The sequence below is a fragment of the uncultured Ruminobacter sp. genome, from assembly GCA_902764345.1.
In the GTDB taxonomy this organism is placed as follows: Bacteria; Pseudomonadota; Gammaproteobacteria; order Enterobacterales; family Succinivibrionaceae; genus Ruminobacter.
Genome location: CACWVT010000026.1, coordinates 1 through 26,886, shown reverse-complemented (window position 1 = coordinate 26,886; position 26,886 = coordinate 1). Strand labels below are relative to the sequence as shown.

Annotated in this window: 15 protein-coding genes; 4 read left to right on the top strand and 11 right to left on the bottom strand. The window is 43.9% G+C overall.

The features are described from left to right. Window positions 1-215 precede the first annotated feature (215 nt). The 3 genes from QZU58_RS06125 to QZU58_RS06115 form a co-directional block, all read right to left on the bottom strand. Window positions 216-2,606: a hypothetical protein gene (locus tag QZU58_RS06125; RefSeq protein ID WP_294495698.1), complete on the bottom strand. Its 2,391-nt coding sequence runs from the start codon at window positions 2,604-2,606 to the stop codon at window positions 216-218. Between the two features lie 239 nt (window positions 2,607-2,845). Next, entirely contained in the window at window positions 2,846-4,021 is a 1,176-nt protein-coding gene (locus QZU58_RS06120; RefSeq protein WP_294495697.1) for a nucleotide sugar dehydrogenase, read from the bottom strand. A gap of 195 nt (window positions 4,022-4,216) precedes the next feature. Next, complete coding sequence (locus QZU58_RS06115; protein ID WP_294495696.1) at window positions 4,217-4,876, bottom strand: porin family protein; 660 nt, start codon at window positions 4,874-4,876, stop codon at window positions 4,217-4,219. Window positions 4,877-5,277: 401 nt separating this feature from the next. Between QZU58_RS06115 and minC the strand changes: the two genes are divergently transcribed. The 3 genes from minC to minE all read left to right on the top strand — a co-directional run bounded on the left by minC (window position 5,278) and on the right by minE (window position 7,956). Beyond that, the gene (gene minC / locus QZU58_RS06110; protein WP_294495695.1) at window positions 5,278-6,408 is read left to right on the top strand and encodes a septum site-determining protein MinC; all 1,131 of its coding nucleotides are present in this window, start codon (window positions 5,278-5,280) and stop codon (window positions 6,406-6,408) included. 256 nt (window positions 6,409-6,664) lie between these two features. Next, window positions 6,665-7,618, top strand: coding sequence for a septum site-determining protein MinD (gene minD / locus QZU58_RS06105; protein WP_294462505.1), 954 nt, complete (start codon window positions 6,665-6,667; stop codon window positions 7,616-7,618). Window positions 7,619-7,620: 2 nt separating this feature from the next. Beyond that, on the top strand, window positions 7,621-7,956 hold the full coding sequence (gene minE, locus QZU58_RS06100; RefSeq protein WP_294462507.1) for a cell division topological specificity factor MinE: 336 nt from the start codon (window positions 7,621-7,623) through the stop codon (window positions 7,954-7,956). A 938-nt stretch (window positions 7,957-8,894) separates the two neighbouring features. On the opposite strand, the gene QZU58_RS06095 is transcribed toward minE, so the two are convergent. Then, entirely contained in the window at window positions 8,895-9,428 is a 534-nt protein-coding gene (locus QZU58_RS06095) for a hypothetical protein (protein WP_294495694.1), read from the bottom strand. Window positions 9,429-9,904: 476 nt separating this feature from the next. Between QZU58_RS06095 and zupT the strand changes: the two genes are divergently transcribed. Further along, complete coding sequence (zupT, locus tag QZU58_RS06090; RefSeq protein WP_294495693.1) at window positions 9,905-10,738, top strand: zinc transporter ZupT; 834 nt, start codon at window positions 9,905-9,907, stop codon at window positions 10,736-10,738. Window positions 10,739-11,000: 262 nt separating this feature from the next. On the opposite strand, the gene QZU58_RS06085 is transcribed toward zupT, so the two are convergent. The 7 genes from QZU58_RS06085 to QZU58_RS06055 all read right to left on the bottom strand — a co-directional run bounded on the left by QZU58_RS06085 (window position 11,001) and on the right by QZU58_RS06055 (window position 26,418). Beyond that, on the bottom strand, window positions 11,001-12,428 hold the full coding sequence (locus QZU58_RS06085; RefSeq protein ID WP_294495692.1) for a hypothetical protein: 1,428 nt from the start codon (window positions 12,426-12,428) through the stop codon (window positions 11,001-11,003). Window positions 12,429-12,877: 449 nt separating this feature from the next. Next, on the bottom strand, window positions 12,878-17,371 hold the full coding sequence (gene rpoC, locus QZU58_RS06080) for a DNA-directed RNA polymerase subunit beta' (RefSeq protein ID WP_294495699.1): 4,494 nt from the start codon (window positions 17,369-17,371) through the stop codon (window positions 12,878-12,880). 135 nt (window positions 17,372-17,506) lie between these two features. Beyond that, window positions 17,507-21,979 carry a DNA-directed RNA polymerase subunit beta gene (gene rpoB, locus QZU58_RS06075; RefSeq protein ID WP_294495691.1) on the bottom strand — a complete coding sequence of 1,491 codons (4,473 nt, stop codon included), beginning with the start codon at window positions 21,977-21,979 and terminating at the stop codon, window positions 17,507-17,509. 559 nt (window positions 21,980-22,538) lie between these two features. Then, on the bottom strand, window positions 22,539-23,720 hold the full coding sequence (locus QZU58_RS06070; RefSeq protein ID WP_294495690.1) for a hypothetical protein: 1,182 nt from the start codon (window positions 23,718-23,720) through the stop codon (window positions 22,539-22,541). A 235-nt stretch (window positions 23,721-23,955) separates the two neighbouring features. Next, window positions 23,956-24,591, bottom strand: coding sequence for a prepilin-type N-terminal cleavage/methylation domain-containing protein (locus QZU58_RS06065; protein ID WP_294495689.1), 636 nt, complete (start codon window positions 24,589-24,591; stop codon window positions 23,956-23,958). A 232-nt stretch (window positions 24,592-24,823) separates the two neighbouring features. Continuing rightward, a complete protein-coding gene (locus QZU58_RS06060) occupies window positions 24,824-25,357 on the bottom strand; it encodes a type II secretion system protein (protein ID WP_294495688.1) in 534 nt (177 codons plus the stop codon). A gap of 563 nt (window positions 25,358-25,920) precedes the next feature. Further along, window positions 25,921-26,418: a type II secretion system protein gene (locus QZU58_RS06055; RefSeq protein ID WP_294495687.1), complete on the bottom strand. Its 498-nt coding sequence runs from the start codon at window positions 26,416-26,418 to the stop codon at window positions 25,921-25,923. Window positions 26,419-26,886: the final 468 nt, after the last annotated feature.

The following is a 26,886-nucleotide window of genomic DNA, read 5'->3' as shown; positions in this document are numbered from 1 at the left end:
AGTCCACCGCGTGGTGCTCAGACCGCTGCTCTGCTGTTCATAATACTGATTCAGCCACTGCTGATGCCTTGGATGTGTTTTAGTCATAAGATTATCTCCATAAAATACGGAGACATCTTAAAGTGTTGTTGTTGGAAAATGAATAACCCTAATTGCCTACACGTTTACGATCAACCATAGGTATGTTACAATCACGTCTGCCCGCAATGAATAACCTATGGTTTTCGGTGAAGATAAGATTTGATTACTGCCACAAGATCATCTTTCGGCATCCGGTGATATGCTCCGTGCCCTGCCACCTGTCTCACAACCCTTACATATTCAAATTTTTCCCTAACATTCTCATCGATTAATTCAATTTCCTTAACCGTTACGGTATTAAAAACATTCCCGCTGTAGAAGTTAAAATAAACTGATTTCGGAAAATATGTACTGTGAATATTAATGAATTCATGTAGACTAAGCATACCTTCGAAGCCTAATGGCTGTAACTTTTTCTCATCCTGATTATCATGTGTTTCAGGAGCTTTATTTGTTTTTCCCTTTTCCCCAGACAAACTGTCCTCTGTCTCATTCACCTGACCGTGTCCCACCTTATAGTCCAAATAGAGTTTTTTAAAATACTTGTAACGAAGAAGGGATGAAAGAATATAATCACAAACACAATAAGATGCTTTCATAAAGAAAGAAAAATAGACTGCCACCAAAGCCCCCGCTGCGAATCCAGTACAAAGTATTTCACCGTGTTCATCACCTATAATCTTCTCGATGTATTCTGCAAGATCTGGCAGAACACTGCGTCCTTCGTCATCAAAGAACCAGCTTCCGCTGTATTTTACCTGTTTATCCATATAAGGATCGCACACGTATATAACGGCGTAATCCGGAAAACATTCCTCATATTTATTAGCCATACTTCTTCCGTATCCCGGATAAAAACCCTGCTTTACGTTCAGAAAGGCGTTTTCGGGGAAAAAGATTACTACCCCGTTTTTAGCATTTTTCAAATTATGAACAGATAATCTGAAGCAGTCATTCACTACGTCTGAATTTCCATTTACGGCATGGCTGTTCATCGGAATAATATGCGTTGAACTGAAATCAGTAAGAGTAAACGCCAGACTGTAAAGCTCCATACTCTTAAAATCTGAAGGCAATCGTAGGTAAATCGAAAAAAAACAGGCATTTTCAGGAACATCCAACAGATTGTTTCTGTTGCACTTACACGTGATAATACTGATTTTTATACCGGTAGAATCATAAAAAAATACTCTGAAATTAATGTTCTGTTCCGATTTAACCGTTATACTTACCGGCAGTTTACCATCAAACAGAAAATCATTAACTTCAAATCTGGCTTCTATCGGTACACTCTGTTTATCCTCAATTTTGTTGAAGTATCTCTTTTTTATGACCACACAGGTACCGTCCAACGTTTTCTTTGAGGAAAAAGAATACAGACGGAGATTGTCATCAGACACAAGATACTTGTTCAGGGTATTGGAAAACAAACAGCATCCGATCCCACCGTAAAACCGTTCCTTAGCCAGAGGTTTCACGGAGAAATCATCATGAACATCCTTTCCGTGATCCCGGGAAACGTTAATATTCAGCATTCTGAGCTTTTCCCTGGTGAGGCGTTCCCTCTTTAAGCTTAACGGAACATAAACAGCCTTTGAAACATCCTCTGTATGATCAATCTGAATTTTTCCGGTATCTATGAGATCCTTGAGATCACGGGAATCGATAAGATCAAAATCCCTGCTCATCTTCTTGAGCATGATTCTGAATTCTTCCTTTCTGTCATCATCCCTGTAATATTCATAACCGCTCGGATCACGATACAGAAATGACCATGAATGCATAAGACATACGAGAAACTCATCCCTGGAGCTTACACTATACGGAATAAGGGATAACGGCCAGCTTCTGTATCTTACCAGACTGCACAGGGGATACTGATACCGAACCCACCAGTCATTTCTGGTGGATGACAGGAAGTTTCTTTCGGTAACCGGAACTTCAATTATGCCGTTTGACCATCTGAACGGTTTCTGCATATGTGCGGCGTAGGGACACTGACCTATAGCCTGTGAGGCCTGAGTATTATTAAAAGACAGTGGAATACCACATTCCTTAAGCACTTCGAGAGTCATGGAATTCCATCTGAAGGAACCAGAACGATAAGCATTCACTTTTCTACTGATAACCGCTTCAAGTTCTCCGGAAAAAGTCTTAATCAGATGGCGCAGTCTGTCCCTGTCCACCTCTTCATACTGATTAATCCACACGGGTTTAGATCTGAATCCCAAATTACTCCAATAGTCTTGTGGTAGATATTCGGGATGGAGATGAAGTTCCACGTCCTGACCATTTTCATCTAACCATCTGGCGACATCAAGAACCTCGGTCTTTCTGTCCAATGCCCCGCACATGTCTATAAAGAAAGTTATCTTTCCGTTGAATTCTTTTACGATAGAAGTCATTTCCCTGACACCGGCCACGCCGTTATCATGCTCGCCCCACATCAGACGTCTGACATGATCTTCCGTGGCTCTGTTGGGTAATGCTTCTGTATCATTGGTTATTAAAAGATATCTGTTCATAACCTTGTTTTTCCCGAAACGATTCATTTTCAATAAGGACAAAATTTATCACACGAACCCGAAATATACAATACAAACAGTTTATCGTGAAAGGATGCGGTAAATTTTTTCAGATTCAGTTTTAATGACATAATCCATATAACCTCCATTTCACTATATCAAAACCTGTTCCGGACTCAGGAAACGCAGGTTCTGGTTAAAAAAACCGGTTCACGTACAGAACATGAACCGGTTATGCATCAACCTTCGTGGAATATGTCTCTGGTATAAACCTTATCCGCCACATCCTCAAGATCTTCGCTAATTCTGTTGCAGATGATTATGTCGGATTTCTTTTTGAACTCGGCAAGATCCCTTTCAACTTTTGAATTGAAGAACTTTTCATCTTCAAGCAGAGGTTCATAGACAATAACGTTAACGCCCTTGGCCTTTATTCTCTTCATAATGCCCTGAATTGAAGACGATCTGAAATTATCGGATGCGGATTTCATTACCAGTCTGTATATACCGACGGTTTCAGGCTTTCTTGAAAGAATGTCGGCAGCAATGAAATCCTTTCTTACGGTATTTGATTCCACAATGGATCTGATAAGAGTATTAGGAACATCCCTGTAGTTTGCAAGAAGCTGCTTTGTGTCCTTCGGCAGGCAGTATCCGCCATAACCGAATGAAGGATTGTTATAGAAATCGCCGATGCGCGGATCCATTGACACGCCCTGAATTATGTTTCTAGTATCAAGCCCCTTCATTGACGCATATGTGTCAAGTTCATTGAAGAAAGGCACTCTCATGGCAAGATATGTATTTGAAAACAGCTTAACGCTTTCAGCTTCTGTCGGAGGCATGATAAGGGAAGGAATTTTTTCGGATTCGGTAAGAGCCACGCTCTTCATCATTTCAACATATTTTTCACCGAATGAGTTGTCATGAGTACCGATAATAACTCTCGATGGATACAGATTGTCGTACAGAGCTTTCCCTTCTCTCAGAAATTCCGGTGAAAAATGCAGCTTTTTCACTTCCATTTCTTTTGCTGTCTTTTCAGTGAAGCCGACCGGCAGTGTACTTTTCACCACGATTTCTGCCTCGGGCGCATAAACCTTAACCTGTTCAATCACACTGAGAACAGAATCAACATTAAAGTAATTAAGTTCAGGATCATAATTGGTCGGAGTGGCTATAAAAACAATGTCACTGCCTGAAAGAATTTCTGCAGCATCGGATGAAACACTGAGATTCAGATTCTTATTGGCCAGGTAATCACTTATAAAATCATCATGAATCGGGGAGACTTTATTTCTGAGCAGCTTTACCCTGTCTTCCGAAATCTCCAGCAGTCCCACGTTATACCGGGTTGCCAACAGAACGGATACGGATAACCCCACATAACCGGCGCCAACAACAGCTATCTTCATACACACATCCTAAAATCAGTTTAAGTAACGTATTTATTCTTCAGTAACAACTAATCTGCGACGGCAGAATAAAACCAGCCGCATTCCGGACATCCGTGCACGGAACCGGACGTAAATTAAAGGCCCGTTTTCTAACGGGCCCCGTCAATACATCGTATTATAAACGAATTTACCTTATCGGAAAGGATTTATCCGTCAGAATTTCAAATTCACGCCTGCATAGATGTCAAAAGAATCAAGTTCAAGCTTTTCATAGAAGTAGTGCTTGGACACATCGCCATAATCCACGTATCTGAATCCCACGTCAAAACCGAAGTTATCCGTGACCATAAGTTCGGTACCGGTCTTAACGTTAAATGCGAATTCTGAATTATGCTCGGTATAACCGTTTACGGTAGACTTGTTCTTCGCAAACCCCATACCGGTACCGACATACGGAACAAAAATATCATTTATACGATAGTTACCTATCACGTTGACAAACATGCCTGAAGACTTAACGGTCATGCTGTCACGGTAATATCTTTCACCGTTCCAGACATCAATGGCATAATCCTCATTATCAAGGAAGAAGCCTTCGGCTTCCACCTTGAAACCGAAACCTGATGAGTGATCAAATTCAACACCTGCATGCGGATTCACCACAAAAGCACTGCCGTCATCCACGTCATGGTAATGATCCCTGTGATGTGAATGATGAATATAGTTCATGTCGGTAAACGCCACACCGGCAGTTGCACCGATATATGGTCTGATTCTGAAACCTGAACCTTCATCGGCAGCCTGAACAGAAGCACAGGCAAGCAATGAAACGGCCACGGCACACGGAACAAGCTTTACACAAATCCTACTCATATTTATGCCCCCTTTCAAAAAATTAAGAACAAAAACCGAACACACACAACAATTATCTTCCTTATTTACCGTTTACACAAATTAAAGAAGCAGCTGTCGTTAAAAAATGTGTGCCGTGCATTGTACCGTGCACTCATTCATGAATACGGACGGTACTTCATCCGTGGACGGAAGCAGTTTTCCGATTCCGTACACGGTATTTCAGGAACGGTAACCGGCCGTAATTCATGCTCTTAATTACGAATCGGTTACATCAAACGTCAGGTTTCCGCATCACATGGCAGTTTTTAATCATAGTGTGAAGTGCGTACCCAAAAAATATCCTAATAAACTCAAAATGTGCTACAATTTTTTTACATGTTTGTGTATACGATACTTATATAACGATAATTGAGAATACCATGACAAGTCCTGCTTTAAAAACAGAAGGATATCTGATAAATACGCTGCATCTTGACAGATGCGATACCGCGTTCGTATGTGAATTTTTCAATCAGTGTCAGGGCAATGAAGCCCTGAAATCAACTCCTATCGTTCTGGCTCTGGAAAATGCCGGCGACCTCCACGGATTTGACTTCCATAAAGTCAGGGCTCACGCGGCGGAACTCGGATTTAACATCGTAGGCCTCAGTGCCACTCTGAATCCGAAAATAGCGCTATTCATAAAAACATGGAAACTTCCTGTTTTCATGCCGGGAGCCGTTGCCGGCGGAGCTTCCTCTGTTCAGGCGCAGACCGGTACCCAGTCCGCCCCGGCGGCACAGCATGTCCAGCCTAATCCAAAAGCCACAAACATCACCACAAGCAACGGCATTATCATCGGTTCAAGATCATCATCCGCATCAGCGGCTGCTCCGGCATCCGCAGCTGCCGTTTCACCTGCCGAAACAGCCGGTGACGAACCTAACCTGCACAGACCGAATGACATCATCATTGAAAATCCTTTCGGTATAGACGAAGACGACACCGCTCTTCCTGAAATCAAAACGGTTGAACACAGAATGGCAATGGGTCCAGCACCGTCAACCGTGGTGGTAACTCCGGTTAAACACGTTCAGCAGACAAACCAGATGCAGGCAAGAACCGAGATAAATTCCGCAACGGTAAGAAATGCCGAGCCGGTACGTCATGAAACCGTTCAGCAGAAGGTACCTAACATTCAGAATACCGCAGATGCGGCTGTTCCTCACATCGAAACCAATCCTGAAGTAACCATGATTCACGTTGGCAACGTACGCAGCGGCAACAGTCTGTATGCAAAGAACAAGTCCCTTGTGGTTATCGGTAACGTCGGTGACGGTGCCGAAATCGCGGCCGATGACTGCATATACGTATTCGGCAGTGTAAGAGGACGCGTTCAGGCCGGCGGAAGAAAGAATACGAACAGCATAATCTACTGCAGCGATTTCAGACCGCAGCTGGTATCAGTGGCCGGAATCTACTCCACCATTGAAAACATGCCTGAAAACGCCATTGGCAAAGGAGTGCTGGTTTCCCTTAAAAACGGGACACTGGAATATAAAATTCAGTAATGGAACACAAAGATGAACAAAGTGGTTTTTAATCACTGTTAAAATGATGTAACATGCGTTAAGATATGTTAGTCATCGTGAGCAGAAGCCACTTTAACGACAGATATCAGACGTTCCGTGACATGGTAAAACTTTAATGAACTTTCCCGTTCGTGCCGAGAGTTTGTTAAAGTTTTACGTTTGTAACCCAATACAAATTCATTAAAGGTTTCAGGCAACTGAATCCGCAAGTTAATTAACAAGGATATTGCATTAAATGGCAAGTGATTTAAATAAAGACGATGTAGAACTGGAAAACTCAGCCGCGGCTGAAGTCGAAGAAACTGCTGAAGAAACCAGTCAGGATGTTGAAAACGAAGCTGCTGAAGCCCCGGAAGAAATTGATTACAGTAAGGATTTCAACGCAAAGATTATTGTTGTCACCTCCGGTAAGGGCGGCGTAGGTAAAACCACTTCAAGTGCATCTATAAGTTCAGGTCTGGCACTTGAGGGCAAAAAGACCGCTGTTATTGACTTCGACGTAGGCCTCAGAAACCTTGACCTGGTAATGGGCTGCGAACGTCGCGTGGTCTATGATCTTGTAAACGTAATCAAGAAGGAAGCCACCTTAAGACAGGCTTTAATCAAGGACAAGAACTGCCCTAACCTTTTCATTCTCCCTGCTTCCCAGACAAGAGACAAGGACGCCCTCACCAAGGAAGGCGTACACCGCATTTTACGCGAACTTGACGACATGGGTTTTGAATACATTATCTGTGACTCACCTGCGGGTATTGAAACCGGTGCACTGATGTCTCTTTACTTTGCGGACATTGCAATCGTAACCACAAATCCGGAAGTTTCATCCGTAAGAGACTCTGACAGAATCATCGGCATTCTTGACTCAAAGAGCCGCAGAGCGGAATACGGTCTTGAACCGATTAAGCCATACCTGCTTCTTACCCGCTATGACCCTACCCGCGTAGACGGCGGTCACATGCTCAGCATGGATGAAGTAATCGAACTGCTTAGTATCGAGCTTATCGGTGTTATTCCTGAATCAAAGTCCGTTCTTGAAGCATCCAACCTCGGTAAACCTACCGTTTACATCAAGGGTTCTGACGCCGGCATGGCATACATGGATACCGTTAAGCGTATTCTCGGACAGCATGTAGACTTCAGATTCACTCAGAAGGTAGGTCTCTTCAAACGTTTATTAGGGAAGAAATAGCTATGTCATGGTTAACTGATCTTATTTACAGAAAAAAAGAAACCGCCAGCAGCAGCGCCAAGAGCAGATTACAGCTGGTTCTCATCCACGACCGTGAAAACCGTGACGGCCCTGATTTTCTGCCTCAGCTGAAGCTTGACATCATTAATGCCATCAAGAAGTATGTGCAGATTAATGATGAACAGGTTCACGTAAACGTTTCTCAGAAGAACGATACTTCAATGATGGAAGTTTCCGTATCTCTTGATCCTAAGTATGATGACAAGATTCCTGAATACCACGAACGCTATTCAGATGAAGATGACATCAACGCAATCAAGAGCGTAGGTGACAAGTAATTTCTGAAAAATAAAACCGGAAACAGCACCCGGTCTCCGGTTCGGAATCCCTGAAAAGATCCCTCATTAAAAGGTACTGTCCCCGTAAGTTGAACAGACTTACGGGGACAGTTTTATAAGGTTTACATTCCCTGCATTCTGCTCAAAAACAGTGTTCATCCAATAATAGAAGTAAGAAGAAAGAATAAATAAACAGACAGGCAATACCGGCCATTAATTTTTCAGACCGACACTTTAAAATGTTTCCGTATTCAGAAAAAACTCATGTCAGAATTAACAGCAGATTGAGATAATGCGGTACTGTCAGCCGTTCAGATATAGGCAAACATGCCCCGGCTGATGACATCCCTTAAGGAAATTCATTGAAGTGCAACAGATTCAGCCTTTATACCGATAATGAATCTGAGAATCATACTATAGGTTAAACATAACTGTCATCAGACTGAAGAGTATTATGAAGCAGACTGTCTTATCCGATAATCGAATCATAAGCAGTCCATGCTGAACCGAAACATCGACAGAGTAATTTTATCCTGTCGGTTTAATGCCGATGATTTTCAGATCGGTCGACCCAAAAATAAAAAAGACTCCAACTTAATAAGTTGGAGTCAAAACGTGCAATAGCACACGGGATAAAACTGATCACTTATACATGTAGCAAACACCGTGCCAACTTTTAAATTAGTTTAATTATATACAATAATATATTATATTTATATCTTTATCAAAGTTGACACATAAAACCGCTTCACAATTCTTTTTAAGTTTATTGCAAAACGCAATTATCTTTTGCATTTTGCAATAATGTTACTTATTTTGCATTATATTATGAATTTTGCAGGTTTTGAAATTTAAAAAAAAAGGACAAACTTTTTTTTTATTTTTGTTGGATTGGTTATAATTTAATCAATCAAACATAATTTTATGCCAAAATATAATTATTTTTTTAAAAGAAGCTCCTCACAGGCACTTATGTATTTATCCATTTTCCTCAATGTTTCTTTTGAGTGGTTCGGATCTTTAATAAACTGCTTTCTGTTTTTCTGAAGCTCCTTAATCATAAGTCTGATTCTGCTCTGAACAACATCATCCCTTATATAATCCCTAAGCCTTCTGCCGACATACTTTATACAAAAGGCTACCCCCGCTTCCCTGGACATAATCTCCTTATATCTGTTGCCGTAGCGGAGTTTTTCGCTTATATCGTATATCGCCATAAGGTAAGGATATTTGTCGTAGGCATCATATACATAATCCTGTAAGCTTCTATCCTTATCACGGCCGTGAGCATCCTTTATTTCCTGCTTCAGAACCTTGGCCGGCAGAACATTTTCAATGACAACAGCCTCATCCACGCGCAACTCGACAATCCTGCGCAAGAGCAGTTTTTCCAGTTCGGTTTTTTCATAACTTACTATGTCGTTATCCACCGAAGATGAGCGTTTGCCGAAAATTTTTTCCAAAAACACCATAGTCGCTCCTTTGTTTTTTCTAGTTATTTTTTCCGCTCAAGAATGTTCTGGAGAAAAATTCATATCTATATAATCCATAACACAGCATGAATCTTAAAACTCTGTTAAATTATTCTTCATTCAGCTTCACGTTCTCCGACATAGGGACTTTACAGAACCTTTCATGACGAAGCGAAGCCATTGCCTATTATAATAAATGACGGCGGACATATTGTTACGGGAATGTAAAATTAAGACATCTAACATGATTTCCGGGCTTTTTTCGGCTTTTTACATGAATAACGTCTCATTGTGTTTACTTATATTTTCCGATTAATGGGTCATATTCCTTCCCGGTTTAACGGACTGCATACTTTCTCTCAATAGCAGGTATCGTATTTTGTTCCACGTCACTTCTGCAAAATTATCCCATTTTAAGTTCAGTGAGATTAGGTTATCCGTGCTAATATCATGTAAAAACACCGAGGAGATATTTCATGGAAAGTATAATAACAAACAACATATGCATGCCACTGGCACTGACGGTCATTGCCGGACTTTCAACAGGTGTCGGCAGTATCATAGCTGTAGTAAAAAAGAAGCTAAGCAGTTCCTTCTTTTCAGTATCTCTCGGATTTTCCGCCGGCATCATAATATTTGTATCTCTCGTGGAACTCTACGACAGTGCCAGAAAATCTCTTTCGGCCGTAACCGGGAATGATACGGCAGGAATTATCACCCTTCTGTCATTCTTCGGCGGCATTGCGGTAATTGCCGTCATCGACCTTCTGATCCCTGAACCGGAAAATCCTCACGAATTCAAAATCACGGATTTAAGAAAAACAGGACATGAAGCTGATTTTGAAAAATACAAACCTCTTAAACGCATGGGATTCATGATGGCTCTTGCCATCGGCATTCATAATTTTCCGGAAGGCTTTGCCACCTTCATGGCAGGAACAGCCAATGCTTCCATAGCTCTCTCCGTCACTCTTGCCATAGCACTCCACAACATTCCCGAAGGCATTGCCGTAGCTGTACCGGTGTACTTTGCGACAGGCTCACGTAAGAAAGCATTCTTCTGGTCTTTTCTGTCAGGTCTTGCCGAGCCTATCGGTGGTCTTCTGGGATACGCCGTATTTTCGGGATTCAACAGTACAATGATACTCGGAATCACCTTTGCATTTGTGGCCGGCATAATGGTTTACATAGCCATAGACGAGCTTCTTCCTTCAGCCGAGAAATACGGGCAACACCATCATGCAATCCTGGGTTTTGTCGCCGGCATGTTTCTGATGGCCGTGAGCCTGCTGGTTTTTGAGATAATATAGTCCGGAAGGCACACATACAGTTCTGAAAACCTGACACCTAAAGAAAAATCACCTAACCTGAACACGAACAGGAACCGTATCCAACGTTTTGGAACGCACCTTCCACAGCAGGTCCAAAACGCCCCGGTGCCACCAGTTTCCTTCATCCGGCATGTCAGAAATTTTACGAACAGACCTGAAATAAAAAGGCCACGCCGTCTTCTGAGACAGCATGGCCTTTTAACCGTTTTCCGGTTTTAACTGAGTAAAACCGATAACCTAATTAATGAATATTATTAATTGGGGTACCGTTAAGAGTACATGACGCAATTCCCTTGGTACACATGAAATTGGTTACGTACTTATCAGCGAACTTGTTCTTGTCATTGTTTGAAATGAACTGCTGAACCATACCGAAGCTCTCAAAATCATTGGCAAGGCTGCTCATGAGAGCCTTGTCAAATTCAAGGTGAGAATCGATTTTGGTATTCTGAACCATGTCCATCTGATTGGAAAGCTGACCAAAATCCAGCACGTTATCAAAAACAATCTTGCCGTTATTCAGAACAGTATTGAATGATACCTTCATGGTGGCACCGCTCAAAACCTTGAACATAAGATTCATCTGAGACTGAGAATCAAGTCCCTGTACGCAGCTCTGGTAACTTCTTCTGCCACAGATTTTCAGATATTCGCTACCATTAATGTTGTTAATGGCAACCTTAAGACTTGAATTTTCGAAATCAAGATGTACGTCATCCATGTCATATACGAAGCTGCCAACAGAAATTTCAAATTCACCACTTACTTGTTTTGACATAAATACGTTAAAATCAGGTTCCGGTGCAACAATCTTCATATTCTTAACGACAACACTGCCGATTACGTCCTTCTCAACAGCAGGTTCTACGGAAGCCTTTTCGTTGACGTTCCCGTTTTCATTTGCTGCGGATTCAGCATCAGTTTCCTCCTGAGATTCTGCATTCGCATTTTCTGCAGGTGCGACAGGAGCTGCCGGCTTGTCACCAATCAGGTAGACGCTCATTTCATCAAGAGTACCGGTCTTTTCATCTGAATTCAGATTTGTCAGGTTTACACGGAAATCAGAAGATTCAATACTCAGACTCTTAATCTGTGAACGCACTGACTTTCGTACAATGGCTTCAACACCTTCTGAAACATTACTGAAAGAAGATTCCCATACGGCATCAGACCAGCTTGCCGTAATATCTCCTTCCTTAAATGAATAAGCAGGAATGGTAAACTTTGAATCTACAGTATCCTGAAGGAATGAATAATTTGATTCAAGCTTCAGGGTCTTAAGATAATCAATCAGACCGGCATTTGAAATATCAAGGGAATTTCCGTCAACGGTAATAACGGAATCAACTGAGGTCAGACCGTATGAGTTTTCCTGAACAAGACTGAAAATCTTGGCAGGACCGTTATAGAAATCATATCTGTAAACATCACCCAGAAATGATCCTGCTGACTCATCCTTCTTGAAATCAGCAGATATATTGGTTTTAATCATTGCATGATTAAATTCGGTTGTAAAATCCTTACAGAACTGTCTGTTCTTGTACTTTGCGAATGAAGGAATACCTATTGCGGCACCGGCAACTGCAGTGGCACATAAAACGCCGGCCACAATAAGCCACTTAGCGGTACTGCCTGAAGACTTCTGCTGTTCTTCCTGGTAATTATCCATGTTATCTATTTACTCCTTTGCGTAAGCAGGTTAATTTTGTGACTGTCCATAAGACAAAGATAATTATACAAATCAGCGATGATTAGTCTTCCGTTTTACCCCGGAACTCCGGGCAGTCACGACGTGACTGTCGAAAACACCTTCTGACGAATGAAGCGGGAGCACCTAGACTTCATACCTCTCCGGGTTCCGTGGAAGCACTAAAAAAATACCCCATCAACTGAATATTAAATTATTTTCAATAATTATAACATTTTTTACAAAACATCTATACATTTTTGGATGACAGGCATGCATCGACGTTTTAAGGAACTGACTTAAGGCTGTTCTCTGGCTGTTACGCTGAATGCTGACGGCCTTTCAAAAACATTCTGCATAAAAAAATCTCCCGAATCATAAGCTTCGGGAGATTTCGTATTTTCAGATCCTAGACCTTAATCAGTCCGTTATCAGTTGGTAAAACCACCGTCAACGTCTCTTAAAGCCTGAGCAAGCTTTTCCTGTTCCATCTGCTCTGCAGACATGCTTTCAAGTCTAGCCTTTTCAAGGGCAGCCTTACGTGCAAGCTCACGTCTGCGCTGGTGATAGCTGAAACCGGTACCTGCAGGAATCAGACGGCCAACGATTACGTTTTCCTTCAGACCGCGGAGGTCATCGATCTTACCTGCAATTGCAGCTTCGGTGAGAACCTTGGTGGTTTCCTGGAATGACGCAGCTGACATGAATGATTCAGTGCTTAATGCAGACTTGGTGATACCTAACAGGATATGGCGATACTTGATAGGTTCCTTCTTCTGGGCAATGAGCAGTTCGTTGGCCATCTTAACGCGTGATACTTCAACGGTATCGCCGTTTAAGAATTCCTCGGAATCACCCTTGTCAAGAATTTCACACTTACGAAGCATCTGACGGGCAATCATTTCGATGTGCTTATCGTTAATCTTTACACCCTGTAAACGGTATACCTGCTGAACTTCAGACACGATATAGTTTGCAACGGCCGGAATACCGCGTAAACGGAGGATATCGTGCGGAGATTCAGGACCTTCAGCAATAGGTTCACCGCGCTGTACTTCATCACCTTCCATTACGTTGATATCACGGTTCTGTGGAACAGAGAATTCAACTGGGAGGAGCAGATTACCGTATTCGTCCTTAGCACCTTCCTTAGGAGTGATGATAACCTTTCTCTTCAGACGGTTTTCACGACCGAAGCTGATAACACCTGATTCTTCGGCAAGAATTGCAGGTTCCTTAGGAGCACGGGCTTCAAAGATATCGGATACGCGTGGAAGACCACCGGTAATATCCTTGTTACCTGAAACCTTCTGAGGAATGGTTGCAATCACGTCACCTACTGAAACATCCTGACCTTCGATAATACGAACGATTGACTTAGGATGCAGTGTGTATGAAACAGGATTACCCTTGGCATCACAGATTACGTTGCCATCATCGTCAACGAGTTCAACGGCAGGATGCATGTCCATGATTGACTTGTAGTTTGCATACTGTGACAGGTAGTGCTTGTAGGCCTTTTCCTGAGCATCGTATTCACGAACTCTTGCCTTGTATTCAGCCATCTTCTTATCATAGTTTTCATCGTCAACCTTAGGCATTACAGGCGCATCCTTAGGCTTGCCAGGATTTACCGGAGCAGTCATACGGTGGCCGCTTTCACGAACTTCGATGTATGAGTTACCGGTACCTTCTTCATCCTTACGGTCAACGGTAACACCGATTTCCATATCCTTGAAGCGAACCTTACCGGCATATTCGGTAATGGTTGGGTGGTTGTGGGCATCCCATTCTGCAACGGTCTTACCGCTTACAACCTTTTCACCGTTTTTCACGAAGAGTACGGAACCGTATGGAAGCTTGTGTGATTCATACTTGGCATCATCAACATAGAGATGTGCGGAACGTGAAACAACAACAAGACGGCCGTCTGGTCTGGTTACGGTACGTGCGTCAACGATTACCTTACCTGCGCGCTTAACAACAACGGTATTTTCAACTGCAGTACCGGATGCCGCACCACCGATATGGAAGGTACGCATGGTAAGCTGGGTACCAGGTTCACCGATTGACTGAGCAGCCATAACACCGATTGCTTCACCCTTGTTAACCAGGTGACCGCGTGCGAGGTCGCGACCGTAACACTTAGCACAGATACCGTACTTGGCGTTACAGGTAATTGCAGAACGAACCTTAACTGAGTCAATTCCGTTTTCTTCAAGAAGATCACATAAATCTTCAGTCAGCATGGTGTTGTAAGGAATGAGGATTTCATCCTTTGTACCAGGCTTGATGATGTCATCGGCAACAACACGGCCGAGTACACGATCCCTTAAGGTTTCAACGCAGGTATTGCCTGAGTAGATAGCCTTGATTTCAAGACCGTCATGGGTACCGCAATCGTCCTCGTTAACAACCAGGTCCTGAGCAACGTCAACAAGACGACGGGTCAGGTAACCGGAGTTAGCGGTCTTAAGTGCGGTATCTGACAGACCCTTACGGGCACCGTGGGTTGAAATGAAGTACTGTAAAACGTCCAGACCTTCACGGAAGTTTGCGGTAATAGGAGTTTCGATAACCGCACCGTTAGGCTTAGCCATCAGACCACGCATTGCGGCGAGCTGTGAAATCTGCTTTTCACTACCACGAGCACCTGAGTCAGCCATCATGTAGATGTTGTTGAATGATGCCTGGGTTTCTTCTTCACCGAGAATGTTTACTGCCTTTTCAACCTTGAGGTTGTTCATCATTTCCTTGGACAGTCTTTCAGAAGCGCGTGACCATACGTCAACTACCTTGTTGTAACGTTCGCCACCGGTAATCTGACCTTCATCGTATTCGTTCTGAATCTTGGTAATTTCATTTTCAGCAGAACCGATGATGCTCTTCTTTGATTCAGGAACAAGGATGTCGTCGGTACAAATTGAAGCACCTGAGAGCGCTGCAAACTTGAAGCCGGTGTACATGATCTTGTCCGCGAAGATTACGGTTTCCTTAAGACCTAAAGCACGGTAGCAGTTATTGAGCAGTGCACCGATCTTCTTCTTTCCTAACGGTACGTTGGAAACGTACTTGAACCAGGTCTTAGGATTTGCAGCAAGCTCTGCTTCCTGTTCAGCGGTAAGCTTCATTGGAGGATCGATGAGATCGAAGCTTAATCCCTTCGGTAAAATCAGGATGGAAAGAATAGCACGACCGATGGTGGTGTTACGGATTTCAAAACGTTCTTCGTAACTGCCGTCCGGCTGCTTGATCCATTCTCTGATACGGCACTTTACACGAGCCTGAAGTTCAGCCTGACCGGTACGGTACAGTCTTTCAGCTTCTTCGGCATCGGCAAGGATCATACCTTCACCCTTTGCACCAACGCGCATACGGGTCATATAGTAGAGACCGAGCACAACGTCCTGTGAAGGAACAACGATAGGATCACCTGATGCAGGTGACAGCAGGTTGTTGGTTGCAAGCATGAGTGCACGGGCTTCGAGCTGAGCTTCAAGAGTCAGTGGGAGGTGAACAGCCATCTGGTCACCGTCGAAGTCCGCGTTAAAGCCGGTACATACCAGCGGATGCAGACGGATTGCCTTACCTTCAATAAGTACAGGTTCGAACGCCTGAATACCGAGTCTGTGCAGAGTTGGCGCACGGTTCAGCATTACAGGATGTTCACGTACTACTTCGTCCAGTACGTCCCATACTGCGGCATCCTCTCTTTCTACCATGCGCTTAGCAGCCTTGATGGTAGTAGCGAGGCCCTTCTTTTCAAGACGGCCGTAAATGAATGGCTTGTAGAGTTCAAGAGCCATCTTCTTAGGCAGACCGCACTGATGCATACGGAGGAATGGACCTACGGTAATTACGGAACGGCCTGAGTAGTCAACACGCTTACCGAGGAGGTTCTGACGGAAACGGCCCTGCTTACCCTTAATCATGTCAGCAAGTGACTTTAAAGGACGCTTGTTGGAACCGGTTACCGCACGACCGCGACGACCGTTATCAATGAGCGCATCAACAGCTTCCTGAAGCATACGCTTTTCGTTACGTACGATAATGTCAGGAGCGCATAATTCGTTAAGTCTCTTCAGACGGTTGTTACGGTTGATAACGCGACGATAGAGTTCGTTCAGGTCTGAAGTTGCGAAACGACCGCCTTCGAGCGGAACCAGAGGACGCAGATCAGGAGGAAGAACCGGTAACACGGTTAAAATCATCCATGCAGGATCGTTCTTGGAAGCAATAAAGTCCTTAACGATATTCAGACGACGGGTCAGGTTCTTTCTGTTGGTTTCTGAACTGGTGGTTTCAAGCTGCTGACGGATATCAGCTTCGATCTGATGAAGATCAGCCTTCTTCAGAAGTTCGAGCAGGGCTTCAGCACCCATCTTTGCTTCGAATTCTTCGAAGTGCTCGTTAATCATGTTGTAATATTCTTCTTCAGTAAGGATCTGACGTTCGTAGAGATCGGTGTCACCAGGATCGGTTACGACATACTTTTCAAAGTAAAGCACGCTTTCAATATCGCAGAGCTTCATGTCGAGAATAAAGCCGATACGGGATGGAAGTGACTTAAGGAACCAGATATGAGCTACAGGAGCAGCGAGCTCGATGTGACCCATACGTTCACGGCGAACCTTAGCCTGAGTAACTTCAACACCACACTTATCACAGATGGTACCGCGGTGCTTTAAGCGCTTGTACTTACCGCAGAGACATTCGTAGTCCTTGGTAGGTCCGAAGATCTTGGCACAGAACAGACCGTCTCTTTCCGGCTTGAAGGTACGGTAGTTAATGGTTTCAGGCTTCTTAACCTCACCGTATGACCATGAACGGATCTTGTCAGGAGAAGCAAGACTGATTCTGATGGCGTCGAATTCTGAAGCGTCTTCGTGCTTCTTTACACCGGCACTGCGGCTGAATTCAGACATTTTACGGTCGATTCCTGAAGCGGCGGAAGACATGCTGTCCATAAAGTTTAAGCCGTCATCATTATTCTGTATTTCATTAATACTCACAAAAAAACTCCTTCAGGCCCCCCGGATTACCGGGGAGCATTTAACTTGTTACTGCTTGTTGGTTTCAGGAATGGTGTTTCTGTTTTCCATATCGATATCGATACCGAGGGAACGAATTTCCTTGATTAACACGTTGAATGATTCAGGAATTGTTACATCCATTGTGTAATCACCGTCAACAATATTCTTATACATCTTGGTACGACCGTTTACGTCATCTGACTTAACGGTAAGCATTTCTCTTAATGTATAGGCAGCACCGTAAGCTTCAAGAGCCCACACTTCCATTTCACCGAGACGCTGGCCACCGAACTGTGCCTTACCGCCGAGTGGCTGCTGGGTTACCAGAGAGTAAGAACCGGTAGAACGTGCATGCATCTTGTCATCAACAAGGTGATTCAGCTTGAGCATGTACATGATACCAACGGTTACCTTACGTTCGAACGGTAAACCGGTACGGCCGTCATAAAGGGTGATCTGGCCTGATTCAGGTAAATCTGCAAGACGCAGCATTTCCTTGATGTACTTTTCTTCGGCACCGTCGAATACAGGGGTAGCTACAGGCAGACCGTCTCTCAGGTTTTGTGCCAGAGTCATTACTTCTTCATCGTTGAGAGAAGAAATATCAACGCCCTGAGCGTTACCGCCGATGTCGTAAATCTTCTGCAGGAATTCACGGTGTTCAGCAATTGCACGCTGTTCTCTGATCATGCGGTCAATCTTTTCACCGATACCCTTGGCAGCAAGACCGAGGTGAACTTCGAGCACCTGACCGATGTTCATACGTGAAGGTACGCCCAACGGGTTCAGTACGATGTCTACAGGACGACCGTTTTCATCATAAGGCATGTCTTCAATAGGACAAATCTTTGAAATAACACCCTTGTTACCGTGACGACCTGCCATCTTATCACCAGGCTGAATATGACGCTTAACGGCAAGGTAAACCTTAACCATCTTCTGTACGCCAGGAGCGAGATCGTCACCCTTGGTGATCTTTCTCTTATGAGCTTCAAGCTTAGCATCGTATTCACGCTTTAACAGAACAATCTGGTTCTGCATTTCTTCGAGACGGCGCTGTGCGTCTTCGTTGTTCAGAGACTGGCTGAACAGATCTGAATCTTCGATTGCGTCAACATTCTTAACACCGTTCTTTTCAAGGAGGTGACGAACGTTACGGTAGATACCTGAACACAGGAAGTCGAGCTCTTCGTTGAGGTCCTTCTTGGTCTTGGCAATCATGTTTTCTTCAATCTGCTTAGCTCTTTCGTCCTTTTCAAGACCTTCACGGGTAAATACCTGAACGTCTACAACGGTAGCGTGAGTACCGGCAGGAACACGTAATGAGGTATCCTTAACTTCAGCAGCCTTTTCACCGAAGATTGCGCGTAAAAGCTTTTCTTCCGGAGTTAACTGGGTTTCTCCCTTAGGAGTTACCTTACCTACCAGAATATCGCCACCCTTAACTTCGGCACCGATGCATACGATACCAGACTTATCCAGTTTGCTGAGAGCTGCTTCACCTACATTCGGAATATCTGCGGTGATGTCTTCAGCACCGAGCTTGGTGTCACGGGCGGTACAGGTCTGTTCAATAATGTGAATGGTGGTTAAACGGTCTTCGTTAGCAACTCTTTCAGAAACCAGGATGGAGTCTTCGAAGTTGTAACCGTTCCAAGGCATGAACGCAACGCGGAGGTTCTGACCGAGAGCAAGTTCACCGAGGTCGGTTGAAGAACCGTCGGCGATAACGTCACCAACCTTAACGATTTCGCCAAGACTTACGCAAGGACGCTTGTTGAGGCAGGTGTTCTGGTTAGAACGGGTGTACTTGGACAGATTGTAAATATCAATGCCCGGTTCACCGTCACGAACTTCTTCAATGTTTACCTTGATGATGATTCTTGCACCGTCAACGTAGATTACTTCACCACCGTGCTTTGCAATGGTGGTAACGCCTGAGTCAACGGCTACCGCTCTTTCCATGCCGGTACCTACGAACGGCTTTTCAGACAGTACGGTAGGAACAGCCTGACGCTGCATGTTACAGCCCATCAGTGCACGGTTAGCGTCATCGTGTTCAAGGAACGGAATGAGGGAAGCTGACACGGAAATAATCTGCTGTGGAGACACGTCCATGTACTTAACATCACTTGCATGCTTAAACACTGATTCACCGTGTTCACGGCAAGGAATCAGATCTGAAGTGAAGCGGCCTTCGCTGTCGATTGGAGCGTTAGCCTGTGCAATGATGTATGAACCTTCTTCAACTGCTGACAGGTATTCGAAATCATCGGTAACCTTTCCGTCAACAACGCGGCGGTACGGAGTTTCAAGGAAGCCGTACTCGTTGCAGCGTGAGAATACTGACAGTGAGTTGATAAGACCGATGTTCGGACCTTCAGGAGTTTCAATCGGACACAGACGACCGTAGTGAGTTGGGTGTACGTCTCGAACTTCGAAGCCGGCACGTTCTCTGGTAAGACCGCCAGGACCTAAAGCACTGATACGGCGCTTGTGAGAGATTTCTGAAAGCGGATTGTTCTGGTCCATGAACTGTGAAAGCTGTGAACTGCTGAAGAATTCCTTAATTGCGGCACTTACAGGCTTAGCATTGATTAAGTCATCAGGCATTAAGGTTTCAAGTTCATTCTTGTTCAGACGATCGGCTACAGCCTTCTGAATTCTGAGAAGACCGATACGGAACTGGTTTGCAGTCTGTTCACCTACGCTGCGGATACGGCGGTTACCCAGATGGTCGATATCGTCCACGCTGGCCTTACCGTCACGAATCTTGATAAGGTAACGCATTACCTTGATGATGTCGCCGTTGGAGAGAACAGGTGAAGGAGCGCTGAATGCATAAGATGCAGAGGGCTTTGAAGGAATTTCAATTTCACCGTCAAAGTCAGCAACGTTTTCATTCAGAGACAGATCCTTGATCTTAACCGCAAAGGCATCCTTTACGGAACCGTCAGCAAATTTAAGCTTGTGAATGTAACGGCCTTCGTTGTCGGTTGCCTTTTCATTGGCAGGAATTGCCATTCTGTCGATTGAATCGAAGAACTTGAGGTAACCGCGGACAGGAATGCCGGTAGGAATGAGTGAACCGGTACCTGATTCGCCGAGGAGCTTCTTTGCACGCTTGAAGAATTCAGGGAACTGGCAGTATGCAATACCGTCCTTGAAGTATACCGGAGCTTCAGGGGTATTGAATTCACCGTTTTTGATCATTGCCTTAACGGCTTCAGAAACGGTAAGAGATTCCTTGAAGTGTTCATCGAACTTCATACGGCCCACGTCTGACAGATCGTAACGGTCGTTATCGAAGAACATTCTCTGAACGTAATCGCTGGCAACGTCCTTTTCAAGACGGTCACCAGGACGCATCATGCCGTAAATTGCGAAAATTGCTTCTTCACGGGTCTTGGTGGTATCGTTGTTCAGAGTGCTGGAAATGAACGCACCGGTATCAATGATTGAAGTGAAGATGGTTTCAAACTTCTTGATGCCGTTTTCGGTAAGAGCAGCCAGGGTATCGAGAGTAACCTGGGTATTGCATTCAGCAATGATGTTGCCTTCCTTGTCGTAATAGTTCTTTGCAAGAACCTTATCAACGATGTATTCGGCAGGAATTTCGATTGCAGGAACCTTGTGGCCCTTTGAAATTTCAATGAAGCTCTTGAATTCTGACTTTTCAAGCTTGTCGATGTGACGCTTGGTGATCTTCTTGCCCTTTTCGGCAATAACAACGTCACCGCCCTTAAGGTCGAATGGAAGAACCTGACCCTGAAGTCTTTCAGGAATCATTTCCATTAACAGCTTCTTGCCCTTTACTTCATAGAAAGTGGTATTGAAGAAGGTATCAAGAATCTGTTCGTTGGTGAAGCCGTAAGCACGGAGCAGCTGAGTTGCTGGAAGCTTACGCTTGCGGTCGATACGTACGAACAGGTTGTCCTTGTGGTCGAATTCAAACTCGAGCCATGAACCGCGTGCAGGAATGATACGTGAACTGAAGATGGTACGGCCGGGATAGTTCTTACCCTTGTCACTGTCGAAGAACACGCCAGGAGAACGGTGTAACTGAGATACTACTACTCGTTCAGTACCGTTGATGATGAAGGTACCGTTTTCGGTCATGAGCGGAATTTCGCCCATGTAAACTTCCTGCTGCTTTGCATTGATAACCTTCTTTCCGTCCTTTTCACGGAGGGTATAAAGAAGAGTTACGCGCAGAGGAGCCTGATATGAAGCACCGCGGATTAAACATTCCCTAACGTTGAATTCAGGTTCACCGAGTCTGAACTTGATATACTCAAGAGAAGCCTGGCCATTCTGGCTCTTGATTGGGAAAACACTGCGCAGTGCATCGGACAGACCGCAATCGCCGTTTGAGTTCGGGGTAATGAACTGGGCGTATGAATCAACCTGGGTTGAAATCAGATACGGAATGTCAATGAACTGAGTCATTTGTCCAAAATTCTTACGAATTCGCTTTTTCTCAGTATTAGATATCTTCATTGAAAAGATTACTCCAAAGATTATTACTAATTTTGTAGACTTAAATACAATTTAAAAATTTTTAAACTCTCATCAGCTTATTTTAAGATTCTGCTGTCAGTCGTGGCCAAGGTCGGGGTAATACGCGTCTACCGGCCTCTTTCCGACATCCTCCTTTAAGGAATCCCATGAACGGAAACAATCCGCTTATTCTCTTTATATACAGCCTGTTTTCAATGCTTTGAACGCATTTTGAACAGCTCGGAACGTCATTTCTTAAAAATTAAGCGTAGATAAATTCAGAATTATAACAAAAATTTCTGATGTTTTGGAATATTTTTACTCTCTTGAATTTTTTATACGGATTTTGATTGTTTTTTAATCAATCAATTCAAAAAACATGTATGAATTCACAATTTTCAGACATTCATAACACGTGGTGGAACGGTTATTGAAACAGGCTGTATTTCCACCAGATACCCCGTTACGGAAAAATTCCGGAAACAATCCTTTCCGGAACAGTTTCGGCTCAGAAAGATTCGCGCTCATTATTTCTTATCTGCAGTCGTAAACAAACAGTTTAAGCGTCGCTATTGTCTGCTGAAGGAGACACGTTACAGAGCTTCTGCACACGGCTTCTGAAATTATCCAGACTTCCAAGCATTTCGGCACGCCATCCCTGCTCTATCAGCGATTTAACGCCGCCGGCATACATGGCGGTATACATGAAATCCTCAAGAAGACGGCGACTCACCACAAGTTCCCTTGCAATACCGAATTCACCGGCCTTCTTTTTGGCATAATTCTCCAGCTCCTTTTTGACAGCTCTGAGCTCAGGATGCTGATTTACCGAATCGAACGTTTTAAGAACAGGCCTTGACTTGTCTGCCGATGCCTTAAGTGCCGTTCTTATAATAAGATCGCCATACTTTTTGGCAATCTGACAGTTCACTCCTGCTTTTATCAGGCTGCCCAGATTAAAAACCCCTGCATCGGCAAGCTTCACCAGAACAGTGTTTTTGATAAAAAAGGAAAGAGGAATGTCATCATATTCACATACCTGCTGACGCAGGGAACACAGTGCGTGCACAATTCTCAGCTTTCTGCTGTTAAGCTTCCCCGTTCCCTTAAGCTTAAGATAGGTGGTGTCGGCACTTCTGATTTCCGTATAACGCAGGGATTCAGACTCCAGCTCACTCCTGAGAAAAGAGGCGACATCGGGACGCTGACGGAGCTCATCGTTGAAGATGTCGTATATTTTTTTAAGATATATTACGTCCTCGACGGCATAACTGAGCTGTTCATCCGAAAGAGGCCTTCTGGTCCAGTCGGATCTGGTTTCAGATTTATCAAGAACGATGCCGAGGTACTTCTCCACCAGAGCCCCCAGACCGACGCCGGAATCGGCATTAACAAAAGCGCTGGCAGTCTGCAGATCATAAAAATTTTTAGGATAAAGACGGCTGAGTCCGTATTTTCTTGCCAGCCCGGTGATGATCTCCATATCCTCTGAACCGGCATGACAGATTACCGGACATTCCGCATCAACCAGTGCGGATATGATTTTTTCCATGGAAAGCTTCGCCAGTGCATCCACCAGAAACACCTTTCCGTCTATACACAGCTGAAGAAGACACAGAACGGGATAATATGTTCTTTCCCTAAGAAATTCCGTATCAAAGGATATATATTCCGGATTCGCCGAAAAAGCCTCCATAAGCGGAGTCATCTGGGCATCGCTTTCAATAATGATGTAATTCATAAAAGATTCTCTCTGCAGTCTGAGAGGATTATACACGAATTCCGCGTATCACAAAATTCCGTATGACACGCAGGACATCATGGCTTGCTCATCTGCTCAACTATTCGGCGGAACGGCAAACATGAATTTAACGGTGACGGCACGAAACCGGTGACGGATGTTTGTTTTATTTGCAGAACGGAGTAAAAAACTGTACACCGGCATACTTATCGCATACGAATCGCGTACGAAAAGACTAGCAGTCAACATCCACGACAGCCACCTTATAATCAACAATAATGCTTTCTTCCACTTTCTGACCGTTCTTATCGGTCTTTTCAGTTTTCTGCATGTACGGCTGCTGATATATGAGACCGCATCCGGATGAAGCCTTTAAATTCCCCTTTCCGTCTGTTGATATTCCCTTTACCGCAGGTGAATTAGGCTGATACATGACTATTCTTCCGGATGACTGAATATCATATAGCCAGAAAAAATCAGTCTTCTCGATATCCGGACTGCCTTTAACCTCAGAAGCCTTACGGGAATGAAGGTGCATTGCTCTTAAAATACCGTCCTCAGAGGCCTTCGGCCGTCCGTACACCACGCCGATTCTGGCATTGTCCACGCAGCGGTCGTTAACAGACACTGACTCGTAACAGTCATACGACGTCTCGGTTTTTTCCCGACCTCCGATAAGAGCCCTGTCGTTAATCATTATCGAAGAGAACTCCACGGCAGCCTTAAGGCCGTGAAGCGCACTGACTCTTGCCTCTTTCTGCAGATTAATGAAATAAGGCATGGCAACAACGGCAATAATACCGACGACAACCACCACAATAACCAGTTCTATAAGTGTAAAACCTTTACGCTTAGTCACATCATGATGCATTACCGCAAATCCTCCGTGCGGAATCATTAAAAACACTGAAAATGTCTTTTTAACATCTCAAAAGACGTTTTACGGAAAAAGGACATTCTCAGTGTCTTTCCCTGGAACCAGCCCCGACAGAAATATCCTTTAAGGATCATCATTTTTCTTTCTGTCTGAAATTTTTTCATGTTTAAGGGATAAAGAAAAGCCCCAATATCTCATATCGGGGCCTTTTTTCACTTATTATGCATTAGCAACCGTCAGTTACAACAGTGATTGTCGGATTCTTACCGTCTCCTGCAGACTCCTTGTAAGTCACATTACAATTTGTTGCATCTGGTGCAGAGGTACTGAAAATGTATATGGTACCTGCACTTCCTTCACCACCTGCTTCATAGGCCCAGTCCTTGGTCTTATCGCAATTTGCGGAACCTGCTCTGGTACATGCAACCATTTCATCCTGAAGTGTTTTCACAATACCTTCCGCAGTACCTGCAGGATAGCCGAAAACAATTTTGACTGATTCAGTAGCATCACAAGTCGCAGTAGCACCTGCATTTGAACATACATCGCTATTGTCCAGCTTTTCACGACCTGCAAGAATAGCCTTACTGTAAATCATCGCTGAGGCACTCTTAAGAGATGCCTTCATACCGTTCAGCGCACTGATACGTGCGTCTGACTGTAAATTCATAAACTTAGGAGCGGCAGTTGCAGCCAAAATACCAAGGATAACAATTACCACAACGAGTTCAATTAATGTAAAACCTGACTGTCTTTTCATATTATAAGCCCCTCTGACTATAACCTAAAAAACAAACAATTAAACGTATGAAATTTTCATTCCATACACTCATAATAACAATTACCAATACACGACATTGAAATGTTTTGTAATAATCAAAAATTAATCACACTTTCCCATAGATCCGTATACAAAAACATGCACTGTATCCTAAATTTTTATAACAGAACAAATCTTTCACATACAAAAAAGCACATTATTTCGACACTTTTAATCATTGTTTTTTGTCTTCAGGCTTTTAAATTCAAGATTTTGGCGGTCATGCGAACAAACGATGGAAACCGGAAACAGAAGACCATGAAAAAATTCATTCATTGAATACAGCAGAGCTTCAAGGCTCCGTTAAAAAATATTGAACGCCGGTATTCCGTATAGAAACACTGTTTTCGTGCAGTTATGAAAACGTCTCATGAAGTTCAGACCTTCCGGACAAAAACGTCTCTCCGGAGTACTGTCAGCACCAAATGAAAAAATAATAAGGAAGTCCTGCATTGAGGACTTCCCTATCCTGACCGTAACCGAAGATACCCGAACCGGTGAAATTAGCATCCGTCAGAATTAACGGTAAATATCGGAGTGGTATTCTCCGTAGCCTGGGTATACTGGACACTGCATCCCAGCTTGTCAGGGCTTGTTGGAGAATAGAAATAAAGTTTACTATCTTTTATTTCATACATCCAGTCCCTGTCACAGCTGTCTGCCGTTGAAACGCAGGGTTCTTCCTGCAGTATTTTCACTATGCCCGTTGCCGTGGCTGCAGGTCTGCCGTAAACCAGATCCACGGAATCACAGTCTGATGCTCCGGCCACCTTATCAAGGCATATTTTTCCGGTAGCAGTTCTCTCGACACCAGACAGAATTGCCTTACTGTAAACCATACTTACACCGCTCTTAAGAGAGGCCTTTAGGCCGTCCAGCGCGCTGATTCTGGCATCGGACTGTAAATTCATGAATTTAGGGGCGGCGGTAGCGGCAAGAATGCCGAGAATCACGATTACCACCACAAGTTCAATTAATGTAAAGCCGTTTTGTCTTCTCATATCTGCCTCTCTTAATGCTTCATGCATTGTCATTCACTGCGTCATTCCATTCCGAAAAAACCGGTTTTAAACCTCCCTTAATATATATCTTAACAACATAATGTCGTTAACCCCTTTAAATGCCGAACAAAAAACCGTCACAGGTCATACTTTTGGGAGCCAAATATCAGTTTTTTGCCTTACGGCTTTCCTTACGGGAGCATAAAACATGCTTAATTTACGAAACTCCGGCAATTATTTCCGCAGGATACGGGAATTTACCAAGACCGGAAATGAGTTATCCGTTGAGATAATGCCGAATCGGCAATGCAGTCATTCCGACATTTCAGGCCAGCTCACGAAAAATCTTTCATAAACGCAGGGAATACAACCCTAAAAGTTGGATAATCAGTACTCAAAATTTCATGCCTAGATAATTGATCAGGAGCCGGTCTCTTTCAGTTATCTCTGTTGACCATCTCCTGGAAC

Coding starts and splice junctions, on each gene's coding strand:
- QZU58_RS06070 (WP_294495690.1), bottom strand. CDS start 23,720: ATGAATTACATCATTATTGAAAGCGATGCCCAGATGACTCCGCTTATG.
- QZU58_RS06065 (WP_294495689.1), bottom strand. CDS start 24,591: ATGCATCATGATGTGACTAAGCGTAAAGGTTTTACACTTATAGAACTG.
- rpoB (WP_294495691.1), bottom strand. CDS start 21,979: ATGAAGATATCTAATACTGAGAAAAAGCGAATTCGTAAGAATTTTGGA.
- QZU58_RS06125 (WP_294495698.1), bottom strand. CDS start 2,606: ATGAACAGATATCTTTTAATAACCAATGATACAGAAGCATTACCCAAC.
- minC (WP_294495695.1), top strand. CDS start 5,278: ATGACAAGTCCTGCTTTAAAAACAGAAGGATATCTGATAAATACGCTG.
- minD (WP_294462505.1), top strand. CDS start 6,665: ATGGCAAGTGATTTAAATAAAGACGATGTAGAACTGGAAAACTCAGCC.
- QZU58_RS06120 (WP_294495697.1), bottom strand. CDS start 4,021: ATGAAGATAGCTGTTGTTGGCGCCGGTTATGTGGGGTTATCCGTATCC.
- minE (WP_294462507.1), top strand. CDS start 7,621: ATGTCATGGTTAACTGATCTTATTTACAGAAAAAAAGAAACCGCCAGC.
- QZU58_RS06085 (WP_294495692.1), bottom strand. CDS start 12,428: ATGGATAATTACCAGGAAGAACAGCAGAAGTCTTCAGGCAGTACCGCT.
- rpoC (WP_294495699.1), bottom strand. CDS start 17,371: ATGTCTGAATTCAGCCGCAGTGCCGGTGTAAAGAAGCACGAAGACGCT.
- QZU58_RS06060 (WP_294495688.1), bottom strand. CDS start 25,357: ATGAAAAGACAGTCAGGTTTTACATTAATTGAACTCGTTGTGGTAATT.
- QZU58_RS06115 (WP_294495696.1), bottom strand. CDS start 4,876: ATGAGTAGGATTTGTGTAAAGCTTGTTCCGTGTGCCGTGGCCGTTTCA.
- zupT (WP_294495693.1), top strand. CDS start 9,905: ATGGAAAGTATAATAACAAACAACATATGCATGCCACTGGCACTGACG.
- QZU58_RS06055 (WP_294495687.1), bottom strand. CDS start 26,418: ATGAGAAGACAAAACGGCTTTACATTAATTGAACTTGTGGTGGTAATC.
- QZU58_RS06095 (WP_294495694.1), bottom strand. CDS start 9,428: ATGGTGTTTTTGGAAAAAATTTTCGGCAAACGCTCATCTTCGGTGGAT.